Origin of the sequence: uncultured Brevundimonas sp. (genome assembly GCF_947305955.1) — a bacterium.
Lineage (GTDB): Bacteria > Pseudomonadota > Alphaproteobacteria > Caulobacterales > Caulobacteraceae > Brevundimonas.
The window spans coordinates 26,711-39,213 of sequence record NZ_CAMZFB010000025.1 but is presented as its reverse complement, the minus strand read 5'-3'; the positions used below and the strand labels follow the sequence as shown (position 1 = coordinate 39,213).

The following is a 12,503-nucleotide window of genomic DNA, read 5'->3' as shown; positions in this document are numbered from 1 at the left end:
AGAGTATGAAATGGAAGTCGTCCGCGACAAGGCGGACAACTGCATCATCATCTGCTCGATCGAAAACATCGACCCGATGGGCGTCCACACGGGCGACTCGATCACCGTCGCTCCGGCTCTGACGCTGACCGACAAAGAATATCAGCGCATGCGGACCGGCTCGATCAACGTCCTGCGCGAGATCGGCGTCGAAACCGGCGGCTCGAACGTCCAGTGGGCCATCAACCCCAAGGACGGCCGCATGGTCGTCATCGAGATGAACCCGCGTGTGTCGCGCTCCTCGGCTCTGGCCTCCAAGGCCACCGGCTTCCCCATCGCCAAGGTCGCCGCCAAGCTGGCCGTGGGCTACACCCTCGACGAGCTGCAAAACGACATCACCAAGGTCACCCCGGCCTCGTTCGAGCCGTCGATCGACTATGTCGTCACCAAGATCCCGCGCTTCGCCTTCGAGAAATATCCGGGCTCGGAACCGTCGCTGACCACCGCCATGAAGTCGGTGGGCGAGGTCATGGCCATCGGCCGTACCTTCCAGGAATCGATGCAAAAGGCCCTGCGCGGCCTCGAAACCGGCCTCTCGGGCTTTGACGAGGTCGAGATCGAAGGCACCGTCGGCACCGAGGACGACGCCGCCATCAAGGCCGCCGTCATCCGCGCCCTGGGCCAGCCGACGCCGGACCGCATCCGCGTCATCGCACAAGCCTTCCGCCACGGCCTGACCGTCGAGGAAGTCCACGCCGCTTGTTCGTATGAGCCGTGGTTCCTGCGCCAGATCGCCGACATCATCCGCACCGAAGGCCACGTCCGCGTTCAGGGCCTGCCGACCGATGCCACCGAGTTCCGCCGCCTGAAGTCCAAGGGCTTCTCGGACGCCCGTCTCGCCGCCCTCACCGGCAAGACCGAGAAGGACGTCCGTCACGCCCGCCGCGCCCTCGAAGTGCGTCCGGTCTTCAAGCGCATCGACACCTGCGCCGCCGAATTCTCCTCGGCGACCGCCTACATGTACTCGACCTACGAGACCGGCATCCTCGGTCAGGTTCCGGCCTGTGAGGCCGACGTCTCGGACCGCAAGAAGGCGATCATCCTCGGCGGTGGCCCCAACCGTATCGGTCAAGGTATCGAGTTCGACTACTGCTGCGTCCACGCCGCCTTTGCTTTCCACGACATCAACGTCGAAAGCATCATGGTCAACTGCAACCCGGAAACGGTTTCGACCGACTACGACACCTCCGACCGTCTGTATTTCGAGCCGCTGACGGCTGAAGACGTGCTGGAGCTGATCGAGGTCGAACGCTCCAAGGGCGAGCTGATCGGCTGCGTCGTCCAGTTTGGCGGCCAAACCCCGCTGAAGCTGGCCAAGGCCCTGCAGGAAGACAACATCCCCGTCCTCGGCACCTCGGTCGACTCCATCGACCTCGCCGAAGACCGCGAGCGCTTCCAGCAGATGCTGCAAGCCATCGGCCTGCAACAGCCGCCGAACGCTCTGGCCCGCTCGGCTGAAGAAGCCGCTCAAAAGGCCGAGGAAGTCGGCTATCCCGTCGTCCTGCGCCCATCCTACGTTCTGGGCGGCCGCGGCATGATGATCGTCCACGACCGCGAGGGCCTCGACCGCTACGTCGGCGAAGCCATGCGCGTCTCGGGCGATGACCCCGTCCTGATCGACCACTATCTGAACCGCGCCACCGAGGTGGACGTCGACGCCCTGTGCGACGACGAGACCGTCTTCGTGGCTGGCGTTCTGGAACACATCGAGGAAGCGGGCGTCCACTCGGGCGACTCGGCCTGCTCGATGCCGCCGCACTCGCTCTCGCCCGCCATCGTGGCCGAGCTGAAGCGCCAGACCACCGAGATGGCCAAGGCCCTCAAGGTGCGCGGCCTGATGAACGTCCAGTTCGCCATCGAAGAGCCGCACAGCGACAACCCGCGCATCTTCGTGCTGGAAGTGAACCCGCGCGCCTCGCGTACCGCCCCGTTCGTCGCCAAGACCATCGGCCAGCCGATCGCCGCCATCGCCGCCAAGGTCATGGCCGGTGAGAAGCTCGCCTCCTTCGGTCTGGTCGACAAGGAACTGGACCACATCGCCGTCAAGGAAGCCGTCTTCCCGTTCGCCCGCTTCGCCGGCGTCGACACGGTGCTTGGCCCGGAAATGCGCTCGACCGGCGAAGTCATGGGTCTGGACTGGAAGCGTGACGGCGAAGCCGACCTCGCTCCGGCCTTCGCCCGCGCCTTCGCCAAGGCCCAGACCGGCGGCGGCACCATCCTGCCGACCGAAGGCACCGCCTTCGTCTCGGTCAAGGACGCCGACAAGGCCTTCATCCTCGACGCGGTGAAGACCCTGCTGGAACAAGGCTTCAAGGTCGTCGCCACCGCTGGCACCCACGCCTACCTGACCGAACAAGGTCTGGAAGTCGGTCTGGTCAAGAAGGTGCTGGAAGGCCGCCCGAACATCGTCGACGCGATGAAGAACGGCGAGATCCAGCTGGTCTTCAACACCACCGAAGGCAAGCAGGCTCTGGCCGACAGCTTCGCCATCCGCCGCACGGCCCTGATGATGAAGCTGCCCTATTACACGACGGCCTACGGAGCCATCGCCGCCGCCAAGGCCATCAAGGCCATCCGCAACGGCGAAATGGATGTCCGCCCCATTCAGTCTTATAACTAAGACAAAAGAACCCCCGACGGCTTCGCCATCGGGGGTTTTTTTGTGCCCTACGTTCGCGCCGCGGGCGCTCACTGCTTGAGGGCATGATCTCTGCCCTACGTTCGCCTCGCGGAGCCTCACGGCTTGAGGGGCTTTGTTAAGTCGCCCTACGTTCGCCTCGCGGAGGCTCACGGCTTGAGGGCTGGGTTAGCGCACCACGTCCACGCTGATATTGCGTCCCAGTTGGATATCGGGCCCGCCTTGCGGCGTCGCAAAGCCCGCCAGAAACTGCCGTGGCCTATCTGAATCCACGACCAGCGCCTCTCCCTCCCACCGGATAGAGGCCGTCGCCTCCGCATAGTCCTTTGGATGGCTCAGCGTGACCGCCCTCACCGCATCGACAAAGGGCTTGTCGCAACCGCGCCCCTTGTCCTTGAACACCGCGACCAAAAGCTCCTGCTGCGTCCGGTCCGACGGCTGCTGGCAGACCATCAGCACCGCCTCATAGCGGCCATCCATCGACGACAGACGGGTCACGACCTGCTCCTTGGCAGGCGAACATGCCGCCACCAACAGCCCGACGCCCGCCACAACACCCCACAGCCTCATATCTCTTCCCGTACCTGCCTCGATGTCAGAGGCTATCGACGTGTTCCACGACCAGCAAGCGCGCCTCGCCAACCGGATGGGCCACATGCTCGTCGCCATCCTCGAAATGCATCAGGTCACCCGCCTCCATACGGATCACCTCTTCGCGCCCCTCCCTGCGGACGTGCATGTCGATCACCCCGTCCATGACCGCCAGAACCTCCGGCCCGTCATTGGCATGCCAGACGAACGGCGCATCCGTCCAATGCAGCTTGACCGAGGTCCGCCCCTCAAACACCTCCAACAGGTCCGATCCCCACGCCCTGTCCGCCTTGAAAGCCTTGGCTTTGACCAGTCTCATCGCAACATCCTTTCGATGCCGCGATATCCCACGTCGTGACCAAAGCTTCACTTTGCAGAACGCCCGATTCGCGTTGCATATCGCTGTACGTCGACGACACCTGATCTGACCAACCAACGCATCCTCGCCCTGCTACAGGCCGATGCCCGCATCACCGCCAGCGCGATCGGCGAGCGCATTGGCTTGTCGCGTCAGGCGGTCCAGTCACGCATCAAGGCTATGGAGGACAACGGCACCATCCGTGGCTACCACGCCGACATCGGCGATCCGGACGCGGCGGGCGTCCATGCCGTGCTTTGGGTGAGGATCACCGAGCGCCCCTGCGACAAGGCGCTCGAATGGCTGGACCATCTACAGGGGACGACAGCCGTCTATTCCCTCTCGGGAGACTGGGACGCGCTGGCTCACATCACCCTGCCCACGCACGCCCATCTGTCCGCGCTCAATGACGCGGTCGCGGCCTCGCCCCTGATCTCGGACAGTCACTGCCAGATCATCCTGCGGCGATATCGCCCCGCGCGATAGAACGGGATCAGCCGCCCTCGGCGATATCGGCTTCAGGAAACTCGCCGCGCACCGCAATCAGGTCCAGCGGCGCACCGGCCTGGGCATGTCGGGTCACCACATTGCGGTCGCCGTCAAAGCTGAACACCGCCTTGCCATCGGCCCACGCCACACTGGCCAGCGGCCCATCGCCTTCCAGCGGCGAGGACACCCAGACACTGGTCAACGCCTGTTTCTCGACGTCGCCACAGCCCTTGCCCTTGTCCGCAAACACAGCGCCCGTCACCAGCATGACCTTGGCGTCACCGGGCATGGAGCAGGTCATCAACACGGCTTCCATCTTGCCATCGGGCGAGGCCACGCGCTCGTGGACCTTCTCGCCGCCACCGCGCGAACAACCCGCCGCCGCCAGCGCCGCAAGACCGACCACAAGACCCATTTTCACTGGTTTGGCCATAACAGCTTCTCCGCGCCCAACGCCCCGCAGCACCCTGACGAACATCCGCCAGACCGCCCGCGACCCGTTTATCGGCCAATTGGATAGCGGTTAAACGCAATCACCTCAACACGCCGCATCACCGGCCTTTTCGACCTTGCGCAGCGCATCGTCCTCGGTTGCCGCCTTGGACTTGGGCCTGCCCATGGTCCAATTGGAGTCCATCCGCACCTTGGGATTGGGCGCACACCATATCTCGCCCGTCTCATTGATCGCCGTGACCCAGATCAGATTATGCTCCTGTCCATAATCGATCACACCCACCGCATAACCCGGGCCTTTACCGATCACATAGACGGGGACTGTAGGGTTCAGTTGAGTGAATGACATGGGGCCTCCTTCGCCCCATAAACGTCGCGTCGCTCCGTACAGTTGCGTCAATTGTCACCCAACGTTACGGGACTGTTACCGCAACGCTTAATTCGAGCCCATTCTCGGCGTCCTGGCCCATGCCCCTTCTGCTGTTTCTCGGCTTCATCGCCCTTGCCAACCTCTGGGCCTTTCTGGCCTTCGGCTTCGACAAGGTCGCCGCCGTCCGCAATGAGCGCCGCACCAGCGAAAGCCATCTTCTGGCCCTGACCCTGTTCGGCGGTATGGGGGCCATGGGGGCCAGCACCCTGTTCAAACACAAGACCCGCAAACAGCCCTTCCGCCGCTATGCAGAGATCATGGCCCTGATCCACATCGTGGCCGTCTGCTTCTTCGTCACCTTGCTGGCCTGAGCGGGCCGGACTGAAACCTTACGGCAGACTTTCCATCTTGCCGAACGCCGTTGCCTCTATAGTCTGCCCTGCGAAGTATTATTCACGGGAGGGCTTCCATGCGTTTTCACAAGCTTCTATTGGCCAGCGCCTGCGCGGGTCTGGCGTTCACGGCATCGCCGTCCCTCGCCGGTGACAGCGCACTGGGGGCTGCCGTCCGCGCTGACTACCAAGCCAACCTTGGCCAGCTGTTCGACCACTTCCACCGCAATCCCGAACTCTCCGGCTCCGAAGTCCAGACTGCAGCCCGCATGGCGGCCGAGCTTCGCGCCCTCGGCTATACCGTGACCGAGAACGTCGGCGGCACCGGCGTCGTCGCTGTTCTGGAAAACGGCCCGGGCACCACGGTCCTGATCCGCGCCGACATGGACGGTCTGCCGATCGAGGAACGCTCCGGCGCCCCCAACCCGTCCCGCGCCCGTCAGGTGGACCGCGACGGTGTCGAGAAATTCGTCATGCACGCCTGCGGCCATGACACCCACATCACCGCCCTGATCGGCACCGCCCGCCAGATGGCCGCGCGCAAGGCCAACTGGTCCGGCACCCTCGTCCTGATCGCCCAGCCCGCCGAAGAGCGCGTCGAGGGGGCCCGCGCCATGATTCAGGACGGCCTGTTCACCCGCTTCCCCAAGCCTGAATATGCCATCGGCTTCCACGTTGCCTCGGGCCTGCCGCGCGGCACCGTCTGGGTTCCGCAGGACATCGCCTATTCCAGCGCCGACAGCGTGGACATCAAGGTGCGCGGCGTCGGCGGCCACGGTGCCGCCCCGCACATGACGGTCGATCCGGTCGTCGTCGCCGCCCAGATCATCAGCAATCTGCAAACCCTGCGCAGCCGCGAAACCGACCCTCTGCAAGGTGCGGTCGTCACCGTCGGCTCGATCCACGGCGGCACCAAGCACAACATCATCCCCGAGGAAGTCGACCTGCAGCTCACCGTCCGCTCGGATTCCTATGCGGTGCGCGACACCCTGCTCGACGGCATCGAGCGCGTGGCCCAGCACACGGCCATGGCCCTGAACGTGCCGGAACACCTGCTGCCCGTGGTCGTCCGCTCGCCGACCGAGTCGACCCCGCCCACCATCAACCACACCGAAACCGCCAGCCGCATGCGCACCGCCATCGCCGCGCAACTCGGCAACGACCGCGTGGTCAACATCCCGCGCCAAGGCATGGGGGCCGAGGACTTCGCCTTCTATGGCGCGCCCGAACACGGCATCAAGGCGGTGATCTTCGCCGTCGGAGGTCTGCCCGAAGACCTCAAGGACACGCCGCCACCGCACCACTCGCCCCTGTTCCGTATCGACCCCGAAGCCTCGATCATCGCCGGTGTCGAAGCCACGGTCGTCTCGGCCGAGGCGCTGTTCAAGGGTGCCGAGTAAGCGTTCAGCCGACGGCGCGGGGTGAACCATCGCTCACCCCGCGCCGTTATCCCTTCAGACCTCGGGTCCACAAAAGGGAATGCCATGTTGATGCGTCTTCTGCCGCTTATCGGCGGTCTGGTTCTGTCTCGCGGCACCCGCCGCATCGCTGGCCGTCATGCCGGCAAACTCGCCTTGGCCCTCGGGGCTTGGGAACTGTGGCGTAACTATCAGAAATCCAAAGGCCCCAAGGTCAATGCGCCCGCCGGTTCCCCGCCGAACGGCACCTATGGGGCCTATCCGCGTCGTCGACCCAAGAAGCTGATCTAACCACCGGAGACCCCGATGATCCTCGTCCACCACCTCGCAGACTCCCGCTCCCAACGTCTGCTGTGGCTCCTCGAGGAACTCGGGGTCGAATACGACATCAAACGCTATGAACGGGATCCGGCCACCATGCTGGCTCCCGCCTCGCTCAAGGCGCTCCATCCGTTGGGCAAGGCCCCCATCCTTCAAGACGACGACATCACCCTCGTCGAGACAGGCGCCATCTTCGAATACCTTCTCGTCACCTATGATCGCGGCGGCCATCTGCGCCCGCCGCAAGGGTTCCCGGCGCGGCGCGACTTCACCTTCTGGCTCCACTACGCCGAAGGCTCGGCCATGCCGCCGCTTCTGCTCAAATTGGTATTCAGCCAGCTTCCCGTGCGCGCCCCTGCCCTGATGCGCCCCATTGTGCGTGCCATCTCGAACAAGGCCATGAGCGGCTTCATCAACCCGCAGCTGGCCACCCATTTCGACTTCATCGAGACCTCTCTGGCCAAGGGCGGCTGGTTCGTCGGCAACACCTTCTCTGCCGCCGACATCATGATGAGCTTCGCCTTGGAAGCCGCCGCCGCACGGGGGCTGGACACCACCCGCTATCCCGCCAGCGCCGCCTACCTCAAGGCCATCCACGCCCGTCCGGCCTATCAGCGCGCGCTGCAGCGCGGCGGCGATTATGCCTACGCTGCACGATAGCCACACCCTCCGGCTTCAAGCTTAAGCAAATGAAACCATTAGGCTGAGGCCACCGTTTTTGGCTTATGCCCAAATGTCCTCCACCTTCCATCGCGGTCCTCGCCGCGGCGCTCGCCTTTTTGTTTGCGTTCATGGCCCACGGCCTGTCCCACCTGTCGACCGCATGCCTGCTGATCGGACTGGCCTTCACCGCCAGCGTGCTGGTCTCGACCTGTGCGTGGATCAAACCCATGGCCCAGCGCTGGATGGAAGAACGAAAAACCCCGCACCCAGGCCATTGGCAACATCGCCGAACCCGGTGATATAATGCCGGTGCGCGAGGCTGACGCCCTGCGCCAACTGAACAGCCATCTTGACTTTCAAAGGTTTTGGCCTAGCTTCTCAGCCCCCGGTCATGCAACGCCCCGTGGCCGCAGGCGTACCGGAATATCTCTTTCATCTGTCTTCGGGCGTAGCAAGAAACTCACGACACAATGGAAAAAGTGCCGATGACGGCTGAGGGCTATCGCGCCCTCGACGATCAACTGAAGCAACTGAAGTCGGTCGAGCGGCCGGCTGTTATTGCTGCCATCGCCGAAGCCCGCGAGCACGGCGACCTCTCGGAAAACGCCGAGTATCACGCCGCCAAGGAACGCCAGGGCTGGATCGAAGGCTCCATCGCCGAGATCGAGGACAAGCTGTCCCGCGCCCAGGTGATCGACGTGTCGAAACTGTCGGGTGACGTGGTGAAATTCGGCGCCACCGTCCACCTCGTGGACGAGGACACCGAAGAAGAGTCCTTCTACAAGATCGTCGGCGACGACGAGGCCGACGTGAAGGCCCGCAAGATTTCGATCTCTTCCCCGATCGCCCGCGCCCTGATCTCGAAAGAGGTCGGCGATGTGGTCGAGGTGAACACCCCGGGTGGTGTGAAGGGCTACGAAATCCTCAAGGTCGAGTGGAAGTAAGCTCCACACCTTCAATGGATTCAGGGGCGCGTGGCACGGCTACGCGCCCTCTTTCCATCTGGGTCGTCTCCGACGGTCGCGCGGGCATCGAGAACCAGTCGCTCGGCCTTGCCGAAGCCATCGCCGCCGAAACCCCTGCCGAAATCACGCGCTTCCACATCCGCTGGAAGCCGATGTTCGACCGCCTGCCCTCTGCCATGAAACAGCCGTGGATGCTGGAGCACGGCGACGGCCTGCTGAAAAAGACACCGCATCCCGACGTCTGGATCGCCACGGGCCGCGCCACCCTGCCCCTGTCCGTCCGCATCAAGGCCGCCTCCAAGGGCAAGACCTTCGTCGTCCAGACCCAGGACCCGCGCTGGAAGAACAGTGCCTATGACCTGATCGTCGCCCCCGAGCACGACGGCGTCACCGGCCCCAATGTCCTGTCCATTCTGGGCAGCCCCCACCGCATCACCCCGCAAAAGCTGGCCGACGCCGCCCCCGCCTTTGCCAAACAGATCGAGGCCCTGCCCCATCCGCGCGTTGCCGTGATGATCGGCGGCACCTCCAAGGCCTTCGACCTGACGCTTGACCACGCCGCCATCCTCGCGGACCTGATCGCCGAGACGGTCGAGGAGTTGGGCGGCGCGCTTCTGGTCACCTTCTCGCGCCGCACCCCCCTGATGGCCCAGACCATCATGACCCAGCGCCTCTCCACCCTGCCCGGCATCATCTGGGACGGCGCAGGCGAGAACCCGCTCTTCGCCTTCCTGCACTACGCCGACCACATCCTCGTCACCGAGGACAGCGCCAACATGGCCACCGAGGCCGCCTCGACGGGCAAGCCGGTCCACATCCTGCCCATGGTCCCGCTCAAACCCCAGACCAAGTTCAAACGCCTGCACGCCGCCCTACAGGCCCGCGGTGCCAGCCGCCCCTTCGACGGCACCCTGCCCGACTGGACCTATGAACCGCTGGCCGAGACCCGTCGCGCCGCGCTGGAAATCCTGCGCCGTCTTCGCCGATAGAACCCGACGTTAAGCCCTGATACGGCATACGATTCGAAATCACGGCGGTTCGAAGGGAACATCGCTGTACCGAAGGGGTTACTCCACCCTGTTTCAGTCGGGGAAATATCGGGCATGTCCACGCCTACCACGCCCACGGGCGAGCCAGAATCCAAGCCATCCAGCACCATCCGCGAGACGCGCGGTCTTATCCTGCGAACGATCGCGCGGGCCCGCCTCGGCGTCGAACACGACGCCACCGCCGACGCCGTCTATGAAAACGGCGGCATCACAGGCCGCTATCTGATGATGACCGTCATCTCGGCGTCTATCGCGGCGCTGGGCCTGATGCTCAACTCGCCGGCCGTGGTCATCGGGGCGATGCTGGTGTCGCCGATGATGGGCCCTATCGTCGCGCTCGGTTTTTCTCTGGCGCTGCTCGACTTTGCCGAACTGAAACAATCCCTCGGTGCCATTGTCGTCGGTGTCGGGGTCGCGCTGTTCGTGGCCGTCCTTCTGGTACTGCTGTCCCCCCTCAAGGAACCGACAGCCGAAATCATAGCCCGCACACGGCCCAATTTCTTTGACCTGCTGATCGCCGTCTTCTCGGGTGTGGCGGGGGCCTATGCAGTTATCCGCCAGCGCGGCGACACCATCATCGGCGTCGCCATCGCCACCGCCCTGATGCCGCCCGTGGTGACGGTCGGCTTCGGCATCGGCACCGCCGACTGGCATATCGCGGGTGGTGCCTTCTTCCTGTTCATGACCAACCTCGTCGCCATCGCACTGGCGGCGACCGTGACCGCCGGCTTCTACGGCTTCCACCCCCGTCTGCTGGAGCGTCCGGCCCCTTGGCGCGGCATAGCCGTGATCGTGGCCTTCCTGCTTCTGGCCATCCCGCTCGGATTCTCTCTGCGCGCCATCGCGCTTGAAAGCCGCGCCACGGCCGAGACCCGCCTGGCCGTCGAACAGATATTCGCCGACTACGACTCGCGCATTACCCAGCTCGAGGCCCGAGCAGATGGCAAGCAGGTCAATGTCTGGACCCTCGTCTCGACCCGCCAGATGGTTGCCGATGCCCAAACCCGCCTTCAGGACCGCCTGACCGCCGCCCTTCACGTTCCGGTCAACGTCAAGGTCGACCAGTTGGTTGTCGCCGATCCATCCGCCAGCCGATCCATCGCCCCCAGCCCGACAATCGATCCACGCAACGCTCTGGCGCGCCGCCTCGCCGATGCCGTGCCCTTTGACACCCAAGGGGTCCTGCTGGACGCCGAAGGCGGCAAGGCCGTCATTCCGCTCTCCGCCAGCACGGGCCTGGACCTGAAGGCCGCCTATGCGCTGGAAGCTGCCCTTCGCCAGAGGTTCGAGGGCGTGGACGTCCGCGTGATCCCTCCACTCTCGCCGTTGGACGCCGTGCCGTTGGCGGACAGGTCCGCACGACAGCGCGCCCTGTGGGCCATGCACCGGTGGCAGGCATCGCCCACGATCTCCCTGTGCCAGCCGCAGGAAATCACACTTGAGGCCCGCGAAAACGAAGAAGCGGCGACCACCGATCGGGGCAAGGTCTTCCTTGAAGAACTTTCCGCTGCCGGCATCGTGGTCCGCCCCTCCCCACGCAGCCAATGTGAGAACGGCGACACGGATCTCGCGCGCATTCGCCTCCTACCCTGACCGATCGCCCGCACGGAGCCTGCTCCGTTCCGTGCGGGCCTCGATCGGAGCAACGGTGCGGGCGGGCCATTCCGGATGACAAAGTCACCGTAACCTTTTGCCTGCGCCGTTTCTGCCGTAGCGAAAGCCAGAATCACCCTCTAAATACGGCCCATGACCCAAGAAGCCCGTACCGTTCGCGTCGCCATCATCGGCTCCGGCCCCGCTGGCTGGACCGCCGCCATCTATGCCGCCCGCGCCTCGCTCAATCCCGTTGTGATCGCCGGCATCCAGCCGGGTGGCCAGCTGACCATCACCACCGACGTGGAAAACTATCCGGGCTTCGCTGAGACCATTCAGGGTCCGTGGCTGATGCAACAGATGCAGGAACAGGCCGAGCACGTCGGCACCGAGGTCATCCACGACATCGTGACCAAGGCCGACCTGTCACAGCGCCCCTTCCGCCTGACGCTGGATAGCGGCACCGAAATCCTCGCCGAAACCGTCATCATCTCGACGGGCGCTCAGGCCAAATGGCTGGGTCTGGAATCCGAAGCCGCCTATCAGGGCTTCGGCGTCTCCGCCTGCGCCACCTGCGACGGCTTCTTCTATCGCGGCAAGAAGGTTGTCGTGGTCGGCGGCGGCAACACCGCCGTGGAAGAGGCCCTCTTCCTTACCAATTTCGCCGAGAGCGTCACGCTGGTCCACCGCCGCGACACCCTGCGCTCGGAAAAGATCCTGCAGGAACGCCTGTTCGCCCATCCCAAGGTCAACATCGTGTGGAACAGCGCCGTCGAGGAAATCCTCGGCGTCGTGGACGGCTTCGCGAAGAACGTCACCGGCGTGCGCCTCAAGAACACCGTCACGGGCGAGCTGTCTGAAATCGAGGCTGACGGCGTCTTCATCGCCATCGGCCACGCCCCCTCGTCCGAACTGTTCGCGGGCCAGCTGGAAACCAAGGAAGGCGGCTATATCGTCGTCCAGCCCGGCACGCCCAAGACCGCCATCGAAGGCGTCTATGCCGCAGGCGACGTGACCGACGACGTCTACCGTCAGGCCGTCACTGCCGCCGGCATGGGCTGTATGGCCGCCCTGGAGGCAGGCCGCTTCCTCGCCGAGGAAGACCACAAGAAAGCTCAGGCCGCATAACAAACGGGCCGCTCTTCGGAGCGGCCTTTTTCTTTA

Annotated in this window: 14 protein-coding genes; 10 read left to right on the top strand and 4 right to left on the bottom strand. The window is 64.4% G+C overall.

Features of this window, described 5'->3' with window-relative positions:
• The coding region (gene carB, locus Q0Y42_RS08075; protein ID WP_297802145.1) for a carbamoyl-phosphate synthase large subunit at positions 1-2,659 on the top strand (2,659 nt) is incomplete at its 5' end.
• Between the two features lie 186 nt (positions 2,660-2,845).
• Here the strand turns inward: carB and Q0Y42_RS08070 are convergent.
• Both Q0Y42_RS08070 and Q0Y42_RS08065 read right to left on the bottom strand, forming a co-directional pair.
• Complete coding sequence (locus Q0Y42_RS08070; protein WP_297802142.1) at positions 2,846-3,247, bottom strand: hypothetical protein; 402 nt, start codon at positions 3,245-3,247, stop codon at positions 2,846-2,848.
• 25 nt (positions 3,248-3,272) lie between these two features.
• Positions 3,273-3,587 carry a cupin gene (locus Q0Y42_RS08065; protein ID WP_297802139.1) on the bottom strand — a complete coding sequence of 105 codons (315 nt, stop codon included), beginning with the start codon at positions 3,585-3,587 and terminating at the stop codon, positions 3,273-3,275.
• A gap of 66 nt (positions 3,588-3,653) precedes the next feature.
• Between Q0Y42_RS08065 and Q0Y42_RS08060 the strand changes: the two genes are divergently transcribed.
• Positions 3,654-4,112, top strand: a complete 459-nt coding sequence (locus Q0Y42_RS08060; protein WP_366108205.1) for an Lrp/AsnC family transcriptional regulator — start codon at positions 3,654-3,656, stop codon at positions 4,110-4,112.
• A gap of 7 nt (positions 4,113-4,119) precedes the next feature.
• Here Q0Y42_RS08060 and Q0Y42_RS08055 read toward each other — a convergent pair whose 3' ends face one another.
• Both Q0Y42_RS08055 and Q0Y42_RS08050 read right to left on the bottom strand, forming a co-directional pair.
• The gene (locus Q0Y42_RS08055) at positions 4,120-4,548 is read right to left on the bottom strand and encodes a hypothetical protein (protein WP_297802136.1); all 429 of its coding nucleotides are present in this window, start codon (positions 4,546-4,548) and stop codon (positions 4,120-4,122) included.
• A gap of 105 nt (positions 4,549-4,653) precedes the next feature.
• Complete coding sequence (locus Q0Y42_RS08050) at positions 4,654-4,917, bottom strand: hypothetical protein (RefSeq protein WP_297802133.1); 264 nt, start codon at positions 4,915-4,917, stop codon at positions 4,654-4,656.
• 119 nt (positions 4,918-5,036) lie between these two features.
• On the opposite strand from Q0Y42_RS08050, the gene Q0Y42_RS08045 reads away from it, so the two are divergent.
• The 8 genes from Q0Y42_RS08045 to trxB all read left to right on the top strand — a co-directional run bounded on the left by Q0Y42_RS08045 (position 5,037) and on the right by trxB (position 12,467).
• Complete coding sequence (locus tag Q0Y42_RS08045; RefSeq protein ID WP_297802130.1) at positions 5,037-5,309, top strand: DUF1294 domain-containing protein; 273 nt, start codon at positions 5,037-5,039, stop codon at positions 5,307-5,309.
• A 98-nt stretch (positions 5,310-5,407) separates the two neighbouring features.
• Positions 5,408-6,730 carry an amidohydrolase gene (locus Q0Y42_RS08040; RefSeq protein WP_297802127.1) on the top strand — a complete coding sequence of 441 codons (1,323 nt, stop codon included), beginning with the start codon at positions 5,408-5,410 and terminating at the stop codon, positions 6,728-6,730.
• 84 nt (positions 6,731-6,814) lie between these two features.
• The gene (locus Q0Y42_RS08035; RefSeq protein ID WP_297802124.1) at positions 6,815-7,039 is read left to right on the top strand and encodes a cysteine protease; all 225 of its coding nucleotides are present in this window, start codon (positions 6,815-6,817) and stop codon (positions 7,037-7,039) included.
• A gap of 15 nt (positions 7,040-7,054) precedes the next feature.
• A complete protein-coding gene (locus tag Q0Y42_RS08030) occupies positions 7,055-7,729 on the top strand; it encodes a glutathione S-transferase (RefSeq protein WP_297802121.1) in 675 nt (224 codons plus the stop codon).
• A gap of 473 nt (positions 7,730-8,202) precedes the next feature.
• On the top strand, positions 8,203-8,676 hold the full coding sequence (gene greA / locus Q0Y42_RS08025) for a transcription elongation factor GreA (RefSeq protein ID WP_297802119.1): 474 nt from the start codon (positions 8,203-8,205) through the stop codon (positions 8,674-8,676).
• Positions 8,677-8,690: 14 nt separating this feature from the next.
• Positions 8,691-9,686 (top strand): mitochondrial fission ELM1 family protein, encoded by a 996-nt coding sequence (locus tag Q0Y42_RS08020; RefSeq protein ID WP_297802116.1) that lies wholly within the window; start codon positions 8,691-8,693, stop codon positions 9,684-9,686.
• 114 nt (positions 9,687-9,800) lie between these two features.
• Positions 9,801-11,339: a DUF389 domain-containing protein gene (locus Q0Y42_RS08015; protein WP_297802113.1), complete on the top strand. Its 1,539-nt coding sequence runs from the start codon at positions 9,801-9,803 to the stop codon at positions 11,337-11,339.
• 153 nt (positions 11,340-11,492) lie between these two features.
• Entirely contained in the window at positions 11,493-12,467 is a 975-nt protein-coding gene (gene trxB / locus Q0Y42_RS08010) for a thioredoxin-disulfide reductase (protein ID WP_297802110.1), read from the top strand.
• Positions 12,468-12,503: the final 36 nt, after the last annotated feature.